Annotated in this window: 14 protein-coding genes; 1 reads left to right on the top strand and 13 read right to left on the bottom strand. The window is 52.9% G+C overall.

Translation table 11 applies throughout. The features are described from left to right. Positions 1-37 precede the first annotated feature (37 nt). From galE to wbaP, 13 genes are all read right to left on the bottom strand, one after another. Complete coding sequence (gene galE / locus AAGR08_RS05940; RefSeq protein WP_345829034.1) at positions 38-1,051, bottom strand: UDP-glucose 4-epimerase GalE; 1,014 nt, start codon at positions 1,049-1,051, stop codon at positions 38-40. Between the two features lie 49 nt (positions 1,052-1,100). Further along, positions 1,101-1,994 carry a UTP--glucose-1-phosphate uridylyltransferase GalF gene (gene galF, locus AAGR08_RS05935; protein WP_345829032.1) on the bottom strand — a complete coding sequence of 298 codons (894 nt, stop codon included), beginning with the start codon at positions 1,992-1,994 and terminating at the stop codon, positions 1,101-1,103. A gap of 326 nt (positions 1,995-2,320) precedes the next feature. Next, positions 2,321-3,661, bottom strand: a complete 1,341-nt coding sequence (locus AAGR08_RS05930) for an MOP flippase family protein (RefSeq protein WP_097096717.1) — start codon at positions 3,659-3,661, stop codon at positions 2,321-2,323. Then, positions 3,658-4,881 carry a glycosyltransferase gene (locus AAGR08_RS05925; RefSeq protein ID WP_097097680.1) on the bottom strand — a complete coding sequence of 408 codons (1,224 nt, stop codon included), beginning with the start codon at positions 4,879-4,881 and terminating at the stop codon, positions 3,658-3,660. Before AAGR08_RS05925 ends, AAGR08_RS05930 begins: the two co-directional genes overlap by 4 nt. 4 nt (positions 4,882-4,885) lie before the next feature. Continuing rightward, positions 4,886-6,148, bottom strand: a complete 1,263-nt coding sequence (gene wcaK / locus AAGR08_RS05920; RefSeq protein ID WP_097096716.1) for a colanic acid biosynthesis pyruvyl transferase WcaK — start codon at positions 6,146-6,148, stop codon at positions 4,886-4,888. Positions 6,149-6,374: 226 nt separating this feature from the next. Further along, positions 6,375-8,585, bottom strand: coding sequence for a phage tailspike protein (locus tag AAGR08_RS05915; protein ID WP_097096715.1), 2,211 nt, complete (start codon positions 8,583-8,585; stop codon positions 6,375-6,377). Positions 8,586-8,642: 57 nt separating this feature from the next. After that, entirely contained in the window at positions 8,643-9,677 is a 1,035-nt protein-coding gene (locus tag AAGR08_RS05910; protein ID WP_345829029.1) for a glycosyltransferase family 4 protein, read from the bottom strand. A 154-nt stretch (positions 9,678-9,831) separates the two neighbouring features. Then, complete coding sequence (locus AAGR08_RS05905) at positions 9,832-10,584, bottom strand: glycosyltransferase family 2 protein (protein ID WP_097096712.1); 753 nt, start codon at positions 10,582-10,584, stop codon at positions 9,832-9,834. Between the two features lie 72 nt (positions 10,585-10,656). Further along, the gene (locus AAGR08_RS05900) at positions 10,657-11,574 is read right to left on the bottom strand and encodes a glycosyltransferase family 2 protein (protein ID WP_345829027.1); all 918 of its coding nucleotides are present in this window, start codon (positions 11,572-11,574) and stop codon (positions 10,657-10,659) included. A gap of 308 nt (positions 11,575-11,882) precedes the next feature. Next, positions 11,883-14,060: a tyrosine-protein kinase Wzc gene (wzc, locus tag AAGR08_RS05895; RefSeq protein ID WP_345829025.1), complete on the bottom strand. Its 2,178-nt coding sequence runs from the start codon at positions 14,058-14,060 to the stop codon at positions 11,883-11,885. Positions 14,061-14,072: 12 nt separating this feature from the next. Continuing rightward, complete coding sequence (locus AAGR08_RS05890) at positions 14,073-14,507, bottom strand: protein tyrosine phosphatase (RefSeq protein WP_097096709.1); 435 nt, start codon at positions 14,505-14,507, stop codon at positions 14,073-14,075. Between the two features lie 9 nt (positions 14,508-14,516). Then, positions 14,517-15,647: a polysaccharide export protein gene (locus AAGR08_RS05885; protein ID WP_097096708.1), complete on the bottom strand. Its 1,131-nt coding sequence runs from the start codon at positions 15,645-15,647 to the stop codon at positions 14,517-14,519. Positions 15,648-15,950: 303 nt separating this feature from the next. Then, entirely contained in the window at positions 15,951-17,384 is a 1,434-nt protein-coding gene (wbaP, locus tag AAGR08_RS05880) for an undecaprenyl-phosphate galactose phosphotransferase WbaP (RefSeq protein ID WP_097096707.1), read from the bottom strand. A 791-nt stretch (positions 17,385-18,175) separates the two neighbouring features. On the opposite strand from wbaP, the gene AAGR08_RS05875 reads away from it, so the two are divergent. After that, positions 18,176-19,735, top strand: a complete 1,560-nt coding sequence (locus AAGR08_RS05875) for a TerC family protein (protein WP_097096706.1) — start codon at positions 18,176-18,178, stop codon at positions 19,733-19,735. The last annotated feature ends 270 nt before the right edge of the window (positions 19,736-20,005 follow it).

The raw sequence follows: 20,005 nt of genomic DNA, 5'->3' as shown, positions 1-20,005 counted from the left end.
CCCGGCATTTGCCGGGCTTCTAATTATACATTCAGCTTTACTTAAATCCATTCGGATTCTTCGACTGCCAGTTCCACGTATCACGCATCATGGCATCAATCCCGCGCGTCACGCGCCAGTCCAGCTCTGTATTGGCGAGACTTGCATCCGCCCAGAACGCCGGCAAATCACCATCACGGCGTGGCTTGAACTCGTACGGAATCAGCTTACCAGACGCCTTCTCGAACGCCTTGATCATCTCCAGCACGGAGAAGCCCACGCCGCCGCCGAGGTTGTAAGCTTTGTAGCCTTCAACCTTCGCCAGATGGTCCAGCGCCTTCAGGTGCCCTTCCGCCAAATCGACAACGTGAATGTAGTCACGCTGTGCGGTGCCGTCTGGGGTGTCATAATCGTTACCGAATACGCCCAGCTTATCCAAACGTCCAATCGCGACCTGTGCGATATACGGCAGCAGGTTGTTAGGAATGCCGCTTGGGTCTTCACCGATTTCGCCAGATTCATGTGCGCCAACCGGGTTGAAGTAGCGCAGCGCGATGGCTTTGAAATTCGGGTCGGCTTTCGCGAAATCGCGCATCACGAATTCAACCATCAGCTTAGAGGTGCCGTACGGGCTGGTGGTACCGCCGATTGGTGTGGTTTCCACATACGGCACCGGCGCATCTGCACCATAAACGGTAGCGGATGAGCTGAAGATAAAGTTCCACACGCCAGCAGCGCGCATCTCTTCCAACAGCACCACGGTACCGGCGACGTTGTTCTCATAGTATTCCAGCGGCATGCGCGTGGATTCGCCAACGGCTTTCAGCGCGGCGAAGTGAATCACGGCGCTGATATCGTTGGTGGCAAACAGGTCACGCAGGCAGGCGCGATCGCGGATGTCGCCTTCAACGAAGACGGCTTTTTTACCGGAGAGCTTCTCTACGCGATTGATAGCTTCGCGTGAGGCATTGCAAAGATTATCCAGCACCACCACGTCGTCGCCGCGCTCTAACAGCGCCAGCACCGTATGGGAGCCGATATAGCCTGCCCCGCCCGTTACCAAAATAGCCATGTGTACTCCTTTAAAACCGCGCGATGGGCGCGGTAGAGAATGAGAAAGCTTATTTCGCCAGGATTTTCTGGATGGATTCGCGGAAATCACGACCCTGTGCGTTGTTACGCAAGCCGTAAGAGACGAATGCCTGCATGTAACCCAGTTTACGGCCGCAGTCGTAGCTGGTACCGGTTAGCAGTTGCACGTCCACAGGCTTCTTCTTGCTGAGTGAGGCGATAGCATCGGTCAGCTGAATGCGGCCCCATGCGCCTGGCTCAGTACGCTCAAGCTCTTCCCAGATATCCGCAGAAAGCACGTAGCGGCCAACCGCGGTCAGATCGGAATCGGTTGAGCCCGCTTCTGGCTTCTCAACAAAGCTGGTAATGGTGCTGATATCGCCCGGGTTATCAATTGGCTCTTCGGTGGTCAGCACGCCATATTCGGTCAGATCTTCGCCTGGCATGTGTTTTGCCAGTACCTGGCTGTGGCCAGTATCTTCGAAACGCGCAACCATGGAAGCGAGGTTGTAACGCAGGTGGTCAGCGGTGGAATCATCCAGCAGCACGTCTGGCAGCACAACCACAAACGGGTTATCGCCAATCATCGGACGCGCGCACAAGACGGAGTGGCCCAGACCCAGCGGGTTAGCCTGACGCACGTTCATAATGGTCACGCCTGGCGGGCAGATTGACTGCACTTCGCTCAGCAACTGGCGCTTAACGCGTGCTTCAAGTAGCGCTTCCAGCTCGTAGGTGGTATCGAAGTGGTTTTCCACTGCATTTTTGGAAGCATGCGTGACCAGCACAATCTCCTTGATGCCAGCCGCGACGCATTCGTCAACAATGTATTGAATCATTGGTTTGTCGACGATTGGCAGCATCTCTTTCGGAATGGCTTTCGTCGCCGGAAGCATATGCATACCGAGACCTGCAACGGGGATTACTGCTTTAAGCTTGGTCATATTTATTCCATTTCATGAAGTGAATGCGTGAGGTCGATTATGCAGGATCGGCCGGTCGAGCAAGTATAATCTTAATCTGAAAATCCGACACTAACTCTCTGTCACACCATCAAAAATCGCCATTTTGGCCGGTAAAAACGCCGCAGTCCCAATGGGAAACGGATGCCCTAAACCGCTGAAAAATCGTGAAAGGATTTGTGATGATGAGACCAGAGATTGATAGAAAGGTGTGCCAACATCGCGCCATAAATGGCGCCGCTACGGGCCGTGAAAATGTTGCGTCAGCTGTAGCGGCGCGATTCATCGCGCGTGTTTGAAGTTGATGACTACAACATGCCTTCAAACCACTCTGGCATAATAAACAGATTGAAGTGGTTCACCAGCATCATCAGGCCAACGAACACCACCGATACCGATACCCACTGGCGCGCATAAGGCAAAAAGCGAATGCCAATCACCGGCTTGATGAAGAACGGATGCGCGAAGGCAGAGATCAGCACCTGCGAAATCGACAGCGTCAGCGCCACGTACAGCACATTCGGCCAGATATAGGTCGTTGCAAGAACGGCTACCACCACCAGGCTCGCTACAATGTTCCAGTAAAACTCAACGTTGGTGCGCCCGTTCGCCTGCGAAATCGCGCCGGTTAAGCCGCCCATCGGACGCAGCATGCCAAACAGCAGCATCAGTGGAATCAGATGGTAAACCTGCTCGTGCGAAGCGCCGTACAGCACGCGCACAATCACCGGTGAAAGGATACCAATTGCCAGATACATCGCGCTGCTGAACAGCATGATGACGAAGGTGCCTTTCAGGAACAGCTTTTTCAGCTGCTCGGGATCCTGCTGCTTCTCCGCAAAGCGCGGCAGAGCCAGACGGTTAATCACCGGCGAAACCAACTTCAGCGGCTGCAGAATCAGCTCTTTTGCCAGCGAGTAAATCCCCAGCATCTCCGCACCCATCACTTTACCGACGATCAGCGCATCTGCCTGGGTACGCAGCTGGTTAATGGTCTGCGAACCGAGCTGATAGATGCCGTAACGCACGGCGCTAACAAAGGTTTTTCCGTCGAATTCCCAGGTGGGACGCCACGATTTCTCGCCGAAGTAGATCATGCAAAGAATGCGCGTAAAGGCATTGATAAAGAGGCCAAGAATTGCTGCGGCGACCGTCAGAGAGGTGAAATACAGCATCGCTACGGTGCACAGGAACGCAAACAGCTTGGTGGCCATCTCAATCTTCGCCAGCGTTACCATGCGTTTGGTTTTCACATAGTGCGCCTGATACTGCGACAAATGTCCCAGCACCAGGAAGTTGAGGCTGGTGAGCATAATCAGCCCCACCAGTTCCGGCAGGTGATAGAACCACGCCACCGGATAGGCAATCGCCAGCATAATCAGGCCAGTACAAAAACTGAGCGAGACGTTCACCCAGTAAATAGTGCTCTGTTCACGGCGATTGATATCCTGACGGTGCACGATGTAGCTGCTCATGCCCATATCCTGCAGCACGGTCGCTACCGCCAGAATCGCATTGATGATCGCCAGTAACCCCAGCTCGTGGGTTTCCAGTTTGCGCGCCAGTACGGCGAGCTGTAACACCTGAAGCAATGCGGCAAAACAGGTACTACCAAACAGCCAAACGGCCTGTTTTTTTAATCCGCTCACACCATGCGCTCCAGAATTTTCGCCAGCTCACCGTAAGCGATGTGCTGATTGAACTCAGTTTCCACTTTCTGCCGCGCCGCCGCGACCACCGGTGCCACATCCACATCGCCGCGTGACAAACGCAGCAGCGTCGCCGCCAGCTCGTCCGGATCGTTTTCCGCCACCAGCCAGCCGCTCACGTCATTCTCAATCAGCTCGGGAATGCCGCTGTGATAGGTGGACACCACCGGCAAGCCAACCGCCATCGCTTCCATCAGTGCCACCGGGATGCCTTCCATATCGCCATCCGCCGCGGTTTTGGACGGCAGCAGGAAGATGTCTGCTTCGTTCAACGCCTGACGAATCTCATCCTGCGGTTTAAAGCCCGGCATGGTGACGAACTCCTGCAGTCCGGCGCGCGCAATATGCTCGCGCATCATGCCATCCTGCTCGCCGTTACCGATGATGGTGAACTGGAACTGGCCGCCGTTATTGCGCAGAATTTCACTGGCTTTCACCGCCACATCCAACCCTTTTTTCTCGGTCAGACGCGCCACCGAAACGATACGCAGCGGCTGATGGAACGCGTCGCGCGGTCGGAAGTTAAATTTCTCCGGCTCGATGCCCATGCGCGTCACGCGCACTTTTTCCCGCGGGCAGCCCATCTCAATCAGCTTGTTTTCCCACAGGTGGCTGATGGGCAGCATCAGTTCGCTCTGTTTGAACAGGTTGATGTAGTCGAGCTTATGCTCCTCAAGAATATGACGACGTGAAATGTCCGCGCCGTGGAACACTGTCGCCTGTTTGCCTTTCAGCACGCCGAGTTCGCGCAGCTTATTAGCCAGCGCGCCGGCATAGCCAAAGTGCACCAGGAAAACATCGGCGGTGTAAGGCTGCTTAGTGTTGGCGACAATCGCCGGCAGCAGTAATTTGCTGGCCTGTGCGCCATAGCGGCGCACGTTTAGCGACTTAAGTAACGCGCCCTTGGTGATTTTCGGCAGTATCAAACCGATACGCTGCGTCAGCTTATCAAGGTTGGATACCTTCTCTTCCGGCAGTAAATAGTGGGTTTTCGCTGCCAAATTGTAGTCATCGAACGCGGCGTGGCGATTGATCATATCACCCGGAAACACGGAGATAATCTCCACGTCGTAGCCTGCGTCGATGAAATGCGTCACCTGATTGAGCACAAACGTCTCAGAGGCAACAGGAAAACGCATGGTGAAAAAGGTCAGCTTCATCACTTCACCCCAGGACGTTGAGAATTTCTGCTGTAATGCGGTTGCCAATCTCACGCTCCTGCGCCACCGCGGTATCAACTTTGCGTTTCACATTGTCGTAGTCGGCCAGCACCGTCTGCACTTTATCGATGAGCGATCCATCCATTAGGCTCTGCACATCGGTGGCCATCTGCGGCAGGCCGAGCTGCTTCATCACACCAAGCGACTTGTGCTCATAATTGATAGCCACGGCCGGCGTACCGAAGTTCATGGAGATGATGGCAGAGTGCAGGCGGGTACCAATCGTCAGATGACAATGGCTCAGCAGGATGCCGAGTTCGAGGTCGTTGAATTCGTCCATGATGACATGGTAATGCTCAGGATGCTCGACATGATCGCGCAGCGTCAGCGCCACCATGCGGTCATCTTTGGCGTAGCTGTCGATACCGGTGCAGGTTGAAAATGCAACCACCTGATAACCCTCAGCAATCATCGCATTGATGACGCGCCCAAAGGCAGCTTCATACTCTTTCTGCGTCACGCCAAGACGTTTATCGAACGGCGCCAGTTCACGAACGGTGATGGCAATGGTTTTGCGCGCGCTGATAATTGCCTGCCAGTGCAGCAGATTGTGGCTGGGATTCTCCACTTCGCGAGCCTGCACCAGGAAGGCGGTATCGACGCCCTTCTTCACTTTGCTGGTGGTAACGCCGTCTTGTTTCAGACGATCGTGGCTCACCTCCTCGCGCAGTACCAGGCTATCGACGCGATCGAACACGAAGTTGGCCAGCGCGTTGACGCGTGGATTTTCAAACGGCCCCACCGAGTGGCCTACCATATGCAGCGGCTTTTTCGCCATCAACGCACAGAGCGCGTGGTCGAACTGCGTGACGCCATACAGATCGACGAAGAACGAGCCGCCAACCTGAATGATCGCATCATATTGCGCCAGACTTTTAGTGAACGCCGCCAAATGCGGTGGCACCGAAAATGATTTGTACAGGCCGCCTTTTCCCAGATGCGCCATCATGATGTCGGGCATCAGACGGTTCGCCACTTTGCGTTTCAGGCTGCCCACTAAACCCTTGCCAGATTTGCTGTTATGCAGGAACAGGGAATCCTGCTGAATATCCTGCTGCAATAAATAGCCAGAGCTTGTCGGATAACGGCTGATGACATCGATCTGCAAATCCGCGCGCGCAGAGTTGAGTGAATCAATCAGCCCACGTAAAATCGCGCCATCCCCACGATTTCCACAGGTATGGTTTCCTACCAATAAAATTTTCATAAAAAAACTCCGGAAAAATTTTTGTAATTTTTACAAGCCGCCAACTATCGAACTGGCAAAGTGAACTCTGTGTTAAATGACTGCAATGGGATCAAAACCCAAAAAGTAGTGCTAAACAGCGGTACTGCTATCCGGTGCGCATCAATGCGCACCCTACAAAACCATCATCAAATGCTGAGTCAAGGTAGGGTCGCCATTAATGGCGACCGGTTTTATCCATCACTGATTACGATTTAATGGCGAAATACGGCATAGCCACCTGCTCACCATTAATGACGACGGAAATAAATCCCTTCGGCTCACGCGTATCCACCTGTTCCGGCTTCAGCGCGCGCGATGCCAGCAGCAAATCGCCCTGCTCGTTGCCACCGACGCCCGCTTTACCATTGTGCAGGCTAAAGCGCTGCGGAGCCTGCTGGGTGCCGCTCCCCGGCGCGCCTTTGTCCATCACGGCATCCACGCGCGCACAGCGACCGGTCAGGAAGCGATCCTTGGCGGTACTTTTAATCAGCACCGCGGTGGTCGGCGTCCAGCCCGCCAGCTTGACGAACACTTTGGTATCGGTCTCGGTGCGTGGCTCAATACGCACCTCAACCACAGGCGAGCTGCCTTCGGCTGACCAGCTGGCTTCAGCTTTGCTCTTCTTGCGCTGCAGATGGATTACCGCGCGTCCACCCGTGCCTTTGCCGTCGATAACCTCCATCAACGGCTGATTAGTGGTGCCGTTGCTGAACTGCGACTGGCCAAACACTTCGATTTCCCAACTATCGCCCACCGTCGGCGAATAGAAGTTGCCCAACTCAAACCAGGTTTCCTGATTGGTGTTGTTGGTCAGACGGAATCGCGAAGTGATGTAGTTGTATTTCAGGCTGCCATCAATCGCCACGCCGTAAGATTCAACGCGCGTTGAGCCCATCTCCCAAATGTTCAGCCAGCGATCGCCTTCAAGCGAGTTATCAATCCAGCTGCCCGACTGCAAATTGGTCTGACGCATATTCAGGCGCGAGTTGCGTGCATTGAGCGGGTTCTTACAATCCTCGATGCTCAGCGCATCAATAATCCACTGTCCGTTCGAGATATCGCCAGGAAAATCACTGTGTTCAATCCAGCCGTTATGAATGATCGATTGGCTGCAGCGCGGCAGATTCAGCACCATGCCGCCTTTACAGTGCTGAGCATTGAAGTTAGAGAGCTCAATCGCGGTGCTGTGATCCCAGGCTCCCGCCTTTTGTCCTGACCAGCTGGCTTTAATCACATCACCCGTACAGGCGTTGGCGTACCACTGATCGATTTTACAATCCAGCGTATCCAGCAGGCTGAGCGAAACACCGCCGACCTGATTGAAGCGCAAGCAGGCACCGCGGAAGAACTGGCCACCCGGGCAGGTATTGCGGAACAAGCCCTGCTTGTTGGGACGCTTATCGTTGTTACCGTTGAAGTTGAGGTTGGAGATTTCGGTCCAGCGCGCATTCACCTGGAACAAAAATTCAGAACGTCCATCCGAGACCAGCGTGGTCGCCGGGAAGTATCCAAAGTTGACCATGGCGCCGGAAATGCGGAAGAAGCGACGTCCTTCGTCACCAAAATCACATTCGGTGACGAAGAAGGTCCCCGCCGGGAACTGCACGCAGATTTGCTGGCTGGCATCAATCGACCATTGGTACATGGCTTTAATTGCTGGTGCCGTATCGGTTTTGCCATCGGCAATCGCACCGAAATCAAACAGCGTCAGACGGTTAAAATCTTCTACCACGCGGCGCCAGGTAAACCCGTTGCCGCTGAAGTTCACGCCGCCATCATCTTTGCCATCGCCGAAGGTGCCAACGAATTCGCCGCCGCCCACTTCCAGCCCTTCGTGCCAGCTTTTCAGCTTAATTTTGGCACCGGCGAACAGCGGACGCGTTTTGCGCAGCTCTTCGACCGACGGGATTTCACCAATCAGCTGATAGCCGTTCGGCTGCGCCAGACGCTGGCTGAAGTTGCTCTGATTAGGGCGTGAGACATCGCTGATGGAAAACAGCGTATTGCCCTGATTATCTTCCACCACCATTGAGTGAGCAGGATCGGCAATTAACGCGGCGTTATCATGAATAAATTGCGCAAAGTTGCCCTTATTCAGCGCGATAGGCTGGCTGATTTGTGACACTTTGCCATTGGCGTCGCGCAGGAAAACCGGGATTTGATTACCGGACTGACTGGCATCGCTACCCGCCTTACCAATCCACAGTTTGCCTTCAAAGTTCTGCCAGAATTGTGGCGGCATGGTGTAAACGTTTTCTGGCGTTAAAATCGGTACATCGCCCGGCGGTACGCTAGAGGGATCGACCGCTTTTAAGGCCGGTTGGCCGCTTTTTGCGGCGTAGCTGGAAAACGCACTCACCGAGAGCGCGGCAACAATGGAGGAGGCTGCGGTCTGCAAGACTTCTCTTCTTTTCATGCTTCAATTCCCGTGGTTATACGGCCAAAAAGGATTCCCGAGGCACGATAGTTGTCGCTAAACAAGCGCGAGCCAGCTCTGTTTGATCTGGTTACCGTCAAACTTGAGCGCGGTTTCTTTGGTTTTTTCACTCATCGCGTAGAACAGGGCATCATCACTGGCCAACTGTTCCATGCGCTTTAAGAACTGGGTTTTGTCATTCATCGGCACCAGGAAACCATCTTCACCATGATTGATGATCTCCTGCGGGCCGGTTGGGCAATCGTATGCCACCACCGGCAGCGACCAGGATTTCGCTTCCAGCAGCACCAGCGGCAAGCCTTCGTAGCGCGAGGTCATCAGCGCCATGTCGCTTTCGCGATAGTAATCGTTGATATTGCTGACTTTGCCAACAAAGTTGACGCTGTTGGTGATCCCCAACGCCGCAGCCTGGTCGTGCAGCTGCTGACGCAGTTCACCGTCACCGGCAATCACCAGCGTCCACTCTGGATGTTTCTTGCTGAAATCCGCCCAGATATCCAGCAGCAGGTCGAAGCCTTTCTGGTTATCAAGACGCCCCACCGCTAATGCCTGGCGGCTGCGCGTCTGGCGCTGAAACGCCTTATAAACCACAGGATTGGGGATTTGCTGGCTGGCGATGTTCCAGCGATTAAACACCTGATGATCTTTGTCGGTTAAGACGATCACCTGGTCGTAATAGCGCAGCATCAGCCATTTCAGCAACTTGATTGGCTTGCTGAAGGAGTTAATCGCGATATGTTCGCAGGCATAGGCTTTAAAACGCTTTTTCTTCAGCGCCATCAGGTTCCAGAACGCAAACATCACGCTCAGGCGGCCCATACTGATCAGAAATACGGTGTCGAAGCCTTCCTGATGAATACTAGCGACGGCGCTTTTAATCGGGTTGCTGTGGCCTTCAAAGCTGACAATTTTCTTCACCCGTTCAAACGGATAAAAGGTTTTGCCGCTGCCTTCCAGCGAGTAAATGGTGACGTCATGCTGTTCGCCGAGGCACTCAGACATAAAGTTGCAGATGTTTTCCGTGCCCGCATACGAGTAGGCATCTTTAATCACCAAAACGATCTTTTTCATTAATCCTTTCCACCTCAACGACTGTTTAATTGAGACCCAAATCATTCATGCTGCAACAAGGCGGCAAGTGCGACCATCCCCCGGAGCTTACTGAAGTAAGTGACTGGGGTGGACGTGCGCAGCCAACGCAGTTGCAGCGCGAAGGATGCCGGGTCTAACGATGCTTAAGAGCGAAAAGGACGCCATTCACCATGTACCACGTGTAATAGTAATATACTTTTAACGGATTGTTTTTATAGATAATTCTTAATAGTTCGAGGTGCCACTTCGCCGCTTTATTCTTGTTACGTGACAGGGAATCACCCAGCTCGTAATAGTTGACCAGGATGTTCTGGATCACGCGGGCTTGTTTGTAGCGCTGGAACAATTCATAGAGGAACAGGAAATCTTCGTGACCTTTACGCTGGAAGAAGATGCCCTGAGGAGGACGGCGGAAACACACCGATGAGAAGCACACGCGATACTGCTTCTTCACGAAGTTTTCCTGCTGCAGGTAGGGTTTGCTGTAAGTAATGTCGTGATCGGCGGTTTTGGTTTTGTAGTGATAGTGCGTAATCACAAAATCGTCGCCAGCGGCGATCGCCGCTGCCTGCTCCGCCAGCTTTTCCACGTGCCATTCATCATCGCTGTCAAGAAACGCGATGATCTCTTCTTTTGCCGCGCGCAGCCCAACGTTACGGGTCTCGGCGGCACCAAGATTCATCTCGTTATCCAGGATGGTGATACGCGTGTCCTGACAGTGTTCACGCACCAGAGCAAGTGAATCATCGGTCGATTTGTCGTTGATCAGGTAAAGATGCCAGTCGCTGTAGGTCTGGTTGCTGATCGACTCAACCGCGCGCAATACGGTATTCCGCGCGTTATACATCGGCATCACAATACCGATGGTGCCAACATGATTTGTCATTTATCTACCCGGAGTTTCAGGAACCAAAAAATTGCCCCCGTTATGGGAGCAAGTGAAAGTCAAATAAGTGAATCAGGAAACGGCTCTTCTACCCGTGAAGCGTGACTTGACCTTATCGAGCAGGCGATTCATGAAGTAAGCGCGATTGTCACGATTGGTCAGAAAGAAGTAGCGCGCGAAACTGAGGCTGGCCTGCAGCGATTTGCCATCCATCTTGTAGCGCAGCGGTAGCTTGAATGCCTTATAAGTATGGATATCGCGCGTGGTCAGATGCGGCTTCATGGTATCGAGCCAGAAGAACGAGTATTTCACCGACTCGCCTTTGTGCTTGGAACCAAATTTGGTCACCAGATGGTACGTTGCCAGCGGCTTGTCGATCATCACGAAGTCATAACCCATGCGGTCGGCACGAATACAGAAATCGTAATCCTGATGACGGATATAACGCGCATCAAACTGGATTTTCGCTGCATCTTCACGCTTCAACACAATGGTGCTGGTCTGGATAAAGCCATAACAGCCAAACAGATACTCAGCCACGGTTTCGTTTTTACCGGGCGGTTGCATCGGCATCACCTTGAGGAAGCTGCCATCCTGATGGATGTTCACCTGACTAAAGATGACGTAGCGTGACTTGCCCTGCGCGTCGAGCCTGGCGATGGTTTCACTGACTACCCGCAGTTTCTCGGGATGCCACTCATCATCGGCATCAAGGAAGCTGATAAAATCGCCCGTTGCCAATTCGATGCCTTTATTACGGGCACCCGCGCCGTTAAGTTTCACCTCAGACAGCTCAAGTTTGATATCCAGATCCTGATAACGCTCGCCGCGTACTACCTGCGCCAGTTCGGCTGCATCAGCCGATTTGTCATCCACAATGATGACTTCAAAATTGCGATAGGTTTGCGCTTTGACGCAATCAAGCGTCGTAACAATCGATTTCGACGCGTTATACGCGGGAATTACAATTGAGAAGCGGATGTCCTGCATTGCCAGCACCTCTTAAACAGCTGTTCCAGATTCAACGGTATCGCGTTCGGCCCTGAGAAAGGAATCGGCTTTGCTCTGAAAAATCATGCCGTTAGTATCTTTTCTCATTAGGACTTTACGTACCATCACGGGAATACCTAAGACTGTGCTGTGTGTATGTGTTTGGGCACAAAATGCACCCGATAAAAATTGCACCGGTCGCCCTGTATGGCGCCTCTACAAGACGTAGAGTGCGCATTATTGCGCACCTGGCGTAAAGCGTCTTTGCCATAAAAAAGGGGCGGTAAACCGCCCCCTTTGTTTACTGCTTAGCTTTTGGTTTCTTTGCCGTATTCGTAGTTGTAGTAGTCGTAGCCATAACCATAGGCATTCGACGCTTTACGTACGACGGCGTTAAGGATGACGCCTTTGATCTCGATGCCATTCTGCGCAAAGCGCTTGTAGCTGACATCCAGTTCTTTACTGGTGTTGGTTTCGAAACGCGCCACCATCAGCGAAGTGCCGGCCAGCTTACCGATGATAGAGGCATCGGTGACGGCCAGAATCGGCGGCGTATCAATCAATACCAGGTCATAGTTTTTGCTCGCCCAATCCAGCAGCTCACTCATACGACGGTGCATCAACAGCTCAGACGGGTTCGGCGGTACCTGACCACGCGGCAGGAAGTCGAAGCCGTAAACGCCTTTCTGAATCATCGCAGGCGAGAACTCGCTTTTACCTGACAGCACGTTTGACAGACCCGATTTGTTATCCGCACCCAGCAGTTCGTGGGTATAGCCGCGGCGCATATCACCATCAATGAACAGCACGCGCTGACCCGCTTTTGATACCAGCGTTGCCAGGTTGGCACAGATAAAGGTTTTACCAATACCTGGGCTTGCACCGGTGATCATCAGGATGTTGTTTTTCGCTTCCATCATGGCGAAGTGCAGGCTGGTACGCAGGCTACGAATCGCTTCAATTGACAGATCGGTGGGATTACCCAACGCCAGCAGCGTATTGTGCGGGTCACTTTTCTCTTTATGACCGCGACGCGCCAACGCTTCGGTATCTTTCTTACGTTGCCATTCAGAGAGCGGTACGCTGGCATAGACGTTCATGCCCAGCTCTTCCAGCTGCTCTGGATTTTCGATGCCGTGGTGGAACAGCGCTTTCAGCAGAATCAGACCTACAGAGAGCATCAAGCCGAGAATCAAGCTAGCAGCGATGATCAGCGGCTTCTTCGGTGCCACCGGGCTACCGGCCGTTTCAGCGCCATCGATAATACGCACATCACCGACGGTGCTGGCTTTACTGATGCCCAGCTCCTGCTGACGATTCAGCAGCTGCATGTAGATTTCCTGACCTGACTGCACATCACGCGTCAGACGCAGAATCTCTTGCTGAGTTTGTGGCATACCTGAAATGCGTTTATTCAGTTTTGCCTGCTCATCTTCCAGCGTTTTGCGTTTTTCCAGCAGGGCGCGGTACGTTGGGTGATCTTTGGTGAACAGCTGGGAAACTTCCGCTTCTTTGAAGGTCAGTTCGTTCAGCTGGCTCTGCACGCTCACAGAAGAGTCGAGTGCCGATTTGGCTTCCAGCGACATATCCACTGACTCATTCTGACGACGGAACGTATTCAGCTTATCTTCAGCCTCATCCAGGTTGCTACGCACCTGTGGCAGCTGAGTGCGCAGGAACTCAAGGCTCTTCTCTGCCTGCTCTGATTTGCGCTCAACGTTCTGCAGCAGATAGTTGTTAACGATCTGGTTCAGTACGCGGCTGGCCTGCTCTGGATCTTCATCCTGATACTCCAGACCAAGGACGCCGGTGGTTTTGCCTTTATCCGCTACGGTCAGTGCACCCAGAACGTTTTTAATCGCCTGCAGTTCGCTGAGTTTCGTTACGTTGAAGCTGGTGCCTTCGTCCGCCTGAATACCACTGACCAACATGGTCACGTCGCCGTGGTTTTCCAGTTGTCCAACCCGACCTTTAAACAGCTCGTCGCCATTGTTGGTGACGGTGTAGGTTTCTGGGCCAGTCACTTCCAGCTGCACGGTGCGTTTGTCGATAGACTGCGGAATTTCCAGACGTGAGATAGCGATTTGCGCCGGTTTGTTGCCCATCAGGCGCGACATACCTTTACCAATCACCGGGAAGTACTTTTGCTGCACCACCGTGTCCAGACCGAGGTCGGCAACCGTTTTACCAATTACCATGCGGGATTCAACAATCTGAATCTCGGTATCGGAAGCTGGCGTCGTCGGCAATACATCCTGCAGCTCGTTCAGAACCGAGGCGGTGTTCTTCTGCTCAACCTGCACCATGGCATCGGCGCTGTAGATTGGCGTGGCAAACAGTGTGTAGAGGGTCGCCACCAGCATAAAGAATGCGGTAACGGCAACAATGATCCAGCGATGATCAATCAGCTGTCCCACAAGATGCGCCAGATCCCATCCATTCGAATCTTCCTTTGGCGCGGTCATAACCTTGTTTTTGATATTCATGGATAATCCCAACTATCGGCTTAATACGTTGACCCATTTCTGGGTAGCGTTTTCCAGTAACCCGTAGACCTCTTCAAAGGCCTCGCGACTTTTTTTGTACGGATCCGCAATTTCCTGTTGGTTGAGCCAGTGCCCAAGCAGCATGGTTTTTCCGCGTGCGGCTGGATCGATGCGATTCACCTGCTCAACATGACGCTTTTCCATCACCAGAATCAGGTCAAAGTCACGGCACATGCTGGCCGTTAACTGTTGTGCCTGATGGCCCTCGAGCGACACGCCGTGTTCGGCGGCCACATCAAGCGCGGTCTGATCGGCCGGATAACCTTTCAGAGCGCCCAGCCCTGCAGAAGCAACCCGGATATTCGGAAGTGCGCGTTTGAACAGACGCTCCCCGGTAGGGGAGCGGCAAATGTTGCCGACGCAGACGACTAACACGGACTTAATCATGGCGAAACCTTAGTTACCCCAGGTGCGGAAACGGAGTGCCGCGGAGCTGGCGTCGTCTACACCGACGATGGTCGGCAGCAGACCTGAAATCACACGGTTCCAACGGGTAATTGGGGTGGCGGTGACGTAGACGATGTCGTACGGCTCCAGTTGGAATTCGGTACCCATCACCATGGATGCCGCATCTTTCGTGTTCAGCTGATAGATGTTGGCAATCTTAGTGCGATTGGCGCCGCGAATCGGACGAATTACGAACACGCCGGTAGCATCAGAGGTGGTCTGATCCATACCCTGCGAGTTGCCCAGTGCTTCAGCCAGCGTCATGCCGCTGCGGTCCATTTTCAGCGTTGACTGCTGCTTCACTTCACCCATCACGAAGACTTTCAGGTCATCGTTACGAGGTACGTAAAGGATATCGCCCGGATAAAGCAGGTGGTTCTGGCTCAGGTCGCCGTTTTGCATCAGCGCCTGCAGCGAAATACGTTGTTCTTTACCGTTGTGCGTCAGCACCACGTTGCGCCAGTCAGCGTCGGCGGCTAAGCCGCCTGCGGCGTTCACGGCATCCAGTACGGTCAGCGGTACGTTGGTGATCGGCTGTTGTCCCGACGTCGTCACAGAACCGGTGATGTAGGCTTTCTGCGAACGGAACGAGGCGACGTTAACGTCAACCTGCGGGCTCTCGATGAACTGTGCCAGACGGCGCGCCATCTCGGTGCGGATCTCTGTCACGGTACGACCGGCTACGCGCACTTTACCGATATACGGGTAGAAGATGCTGCCATCGGCCTGTACCCAGTTACCGGTGTCGCTGGCGCTACGGTACTGACCGGCTGGGGTGGTCAGCTCGGGGTGATCCCAAACGGTGACGTTAAGCACGTCGCCCACACCGATGCGATATTCATAGCTTTGGATTTCATTTTGCAGCAGCGGGTTAGCCTGCGCGACCAACGGCTTCGGACGCATCTGCTCAACCAGACGCGGCGTGAGCGGGAAGACGTTTACATATTTGTCGATGTCATAGTTGCTATCCTGTTGCTCAATGACATCTTTTCCACTGGTGGAAAGGTGAGAACCCGGCTCAATGGTACATCCGGAGAGAAAAGTCGCGGATACCAGTAAAGGTATCAATTTAGTTTTCATTATCATCTGATTCTTCGCTATCAGTTAATGATTGATAGAGGCGAAATCGCCCGCTGTGTAAGCGTCTTACAAAAAATTAATGTGACGGGTTAAACACTGAAACTGTGGGTCATTATTATGCGCTCCCTTGGTTTTATGTTGTCACCGTGCCATAAGACGACATCAATTAAAGTGGGTAATTCATCAGCCGGCAAATAACCCGTTTAATCAGGCGCATTGACGGCAGTTGTTTTTATAACGACACGCCCAGCGCCGGCAGTTTATAGGCGAGGACACCACATTCGTCCCCTGCCCCGCTGTCTATCAATAGGCGCCATCGCGTTTGAGTACTACGCCAACCGTCTTGAACAGAATCGCAATATCGTTCCACAGCGACCAGTTCTTGACATACCACGAGTCGAAATAGACGCGCGTTTCATAGTCAACGTCGTTACGACCGCTAACCTGCCACAATCCCGTCATGCCTGGTTTCGCCATCAGGTAATAATCGACATCACCGGCATAACGGCAGAGTTCATCTTCAATCACCGGGCGAGGGCCGACCAGGCTCATATCGCCACGTACCACGTTCCACAGCTGCGGCAGCTCATCCAGGCTGGTTTTACGGATGAAATGGCCGACTTTGGTAATGCGCGGATCGTTCTTCAGTTTGAAGTCTTTATCCCACTCGGCGCGCGCCACCGGATCGGTACGCAGTACCTCTTCCAGCACCTCTTTCGAGTTGATCACCATTGAGCGGAATTTCAGGCATTTGAATTTGCGGCCGTTGAGCCCCACACGTTCGTGACCATAAATAGGCGGTCCACCATCGCGACCCACCATAAAGCCAAGCACCAGTAACGCCGGAGACAATGCCAGGATGATGCTCAGCGCGCCAACGATATCGAAAGTGCGCTTGAGGAAACGCGAGGTGCGCTTCGCCAGGTTGTTATTCACACGCAGAATCATCACTTCATGACTGAAGATATAGGCCATGTCAGTGCCGTAAAGCGGTACGCCGCGCAGCGTGGGGATCACCGATACGGAACGGCAATTATGCATGGCTAAGGTTTTCAGCCAGTGATCGCGATGTTGGCTCTGCTCAAATTCCACCGCGACGATGAATTGGGTTTCACTGTTGGTCAGCTGCCACAGCTCTTGCTCGTTGTGCAGCACCGGCACGCCCGAAATGCTGGCTTGTGGGCAGCTTTTGTCCACGTCGAAAAAGGCAATGACATCAAAGCCCATCACTTCTTCGCTCTGCAGTGCCTGCCAGGCTTCCTGTGCATTGCGGCTGCTGCCGATAATGATGGTCTGCTTCTTCCACATGCCGTAATGATTCAGCACGCGCTTGGAGATGGCACGCGCCAGCGGCAGGAGAATCAGCGCCAGGATCCAGGTAGTGACCCAGACGAAGCGAGACATTTGCCATTGTGAAAGTGCTGAAATTGACAAATCAATGACAGAAAATATAAGAATGGTACGAAAGATCTCTTTAAGCTCGAACCAGAATGGCTTGCGATAGGTATAATGACGCAGGCGAACCCAGAACCAGCCTACACAAATAACCGACAGCGCAATGTGCGTGGCTATTTTTAACTGCAGATATTTTTCAGATATATCTGCCAATGGTGAGTCGGTGAACGAATTAATCAGCGCCATAGCAATAAACAACGCCGCGTTGAAACAAATTAAATCCGAGCACGCCAGTAAAATTTTGGTCAGAAGACTTTTATATGTAATTTCGTTATCGCGCATATTTAACTCTTTTATATTATTTCTCTAATCCCTAACGCCTCAATGCTGTTTAATAAATGAGCGATATATTCGCTGCATTCGTTGAGGCAATCTGCGGCAAATTCTCTGAGGCCAAACCAATTCTTACTTTAGTAAGCAAGAGAATTATGATTAATACCAACAGATTAGTCTGACTTCCCTTGCCACAGTGACAGACTTTATTACCGAGTAAAAACGCGCTTCAGGCACGCTACCGCCCTTGGCTGTCGCTGCCAATGCCGCTTTCATCATCCTATTTACAGCCTGTTTTATGCGGCATTTATGCGCTAATTACTGGCCGTGGTCCGCGTGCGATCACAATTCACAACATTAGGAGGCTGAAGAGCACGCTATTAACAACATTGGCGCAGACATTTACTAACACGTTGCTATACTAGTTATTACTGGCTTGTTTACAAGTAGGCCCCGTCTTCCCTGCACTATTTTAGGAAAAAGACTACCAGCGATAAGTATTGGTGCCAGCGCTTTCAGGCCATTCCCCGCTAAAATTCAGATTAATTCGATACTCCCCGCATCATTATTTTGCATTAAAAATGCACGTGCTTAGCTGCGGATAAGAAATAATAGTGGCCTTCACTTTGCTGCGTTGTTTATCCATACTTTCGTCTTATCTTTCGCGGACAACCAACATGAATATTGTGCATGCTTGACCTGTTGCGCGAATTCAACGCGCTGGAAGGTATTTGTGCCCTCTTCGACAATTCACTATCATCAGATAAAGCTCAACCCCTAGACATTAAGGTGATTAACACATGTTGGAGTGGATCGTTGATCCATCGCTCTGGGCTGGATTAGTAACGCTAATCGTTCTGGAGTTGGTATTGGGCATTGATAACCTGGTTTTCATTGCCATCCTCGTAGAAAAGTTGCCGCCGACGCTGCGCGATCGGGCGCGCATATTTGGCCTGCTGCTTGCGCTGATCTCGCGTTTAGCGCTCCTCGCCTCACTTTCCTGGCTGGTTACGCTGACTCAACCGCTGTTAACGCTGTGGCAACACGACTTCAGCGCGCGCGATCTGCTGCTGCTCGCCGGAGGATTCTTTCTTCTTTATAAAGCCACTACCGAGCTGAACAGCCGCCTTGAAGGCGGTGATGAGGAAACGGGTCAAAATAAGAGCGGTGCTAAATTCTGGCCGGTGGTGGCGCAAATAGTGGTGCTGGATGCCATTTTCTCTCTGGATTCGGTGATCACGGCCGTTGGCATGGTGAATGAGCTGCCGGTGATGATGGCCGCCGTCACCGTCGCGATATTGCTGATGTTGCTGGCGAGCAAGCCGTTAACGCGTTTCATCAATGGCCATCCCACCATTGTGATTCTCTGCCTGAGTTTCCTGCTGATGATTGGTTTCAGCCTGGTGGCAGAAGGTGTGGGTTTCATTATTCCCAAGGGCTATCTCTACGCCGCTATCGGCTTCTCAATATTGATAGAGATCCTTAACCAGCTGGCCATTTTCAATCGCCGGCGTTATCTCTCTGCAGGCCGCCCGCTGCGCCAACGCACATCGGAAGCGGTGTTGCGCATTCTGCGTGGCGAGGCACAGCGCGCAGAACTGGATGCCGATACCGCTTCATTAGTGGGCGACAGCGAAGAAGGCGCGCTGTTTAATCGTCAGGAGCGACGCATGATTGCGCGTGTGCTGGGACTGGGCCAGCGGCAGATTAATAGCATCATGACCTCGCGCCATGACGTTGAACACATCGACCTCAGCGAAGATCCCGCGGAGATTATGGCCAAGCTCGATCGTAATCAACATACGCGCATTCTTATTACCGAGCAGGGACGCGACCCGCTTGGCGTGGTACACGTCATTGATCTGCTTCATCAATCACTGCATAGCAAATCACTGGATTTACGCGCGTTGGTTCGCCAACCGTTGATCTTCCCTGAGCGCGTTACGCTGCTGCAAGCGCTGGAGCAGTTCCGCAATGCTCGTACTCATTTTGCCTTCGTGGTCGATGAGTTTGGATCGGTCGAAGGGGTGGTTACGCTGAGCGATCTCATGGAAACCATTGCGGGTAATCTGCCCATTGAAGGGGAAAAAGTGGACGCGCGCTACGATATACAGCCGCTGCCAGACGGGGGTTGGGTGGCGAATGGGCATATGCCGCTGGAGGATTTAGCGGTTTATGTGCGCCTGCCGCTGGATGAGAAACGTAATTATCACACGCTGGCGGGATTACTGATGGATAGCCTGCAGCATGTGCCGCAGGAAGGGGAAGAGTTACAGATTGGCGATTATTTGCTGCGGACGCTGCAGGTGGAGAACCACCGCGTGCAGAAGGTAGAGATTGTGCCGGTGGCATCGATATAACAAGGTTGAATATTTGGTAGGGTGCGCACCAGGTCGCCATGAATGGCGACCCTACAACATTCGCACCGGCCCATTGTAGGGTGCGCATTAATGCGCACCAGGTCGCCACGAATGGCGCCTCTACAACATTCGCACCGGCCCATTGTAGGGTGCGCATTAATGCGCACCAGGTCGCCATGATTGGCGCCCCTACAACATTCGCACCGGCCCATTGCAGGGTGCGCATTAATGCGCACCAGGTCGCCACCAATGGCAACTCTACGAATATTG

It is taken from the genome of Pantoea sp. BRR-3P (genome assembly GCF_039621635.1).
Lineage (GTDB): Bacteria > Pseudomonadota > Gammaproteobacteria > Enterobacterales > Enterobacteriaceae > Pantoea > Pantoea floridensis.
The sequence above is the reverse complement of the archived record's forward strand: the minus strand, read 5'-3'. Positions and strand labels throughout refer to the sequence as shown.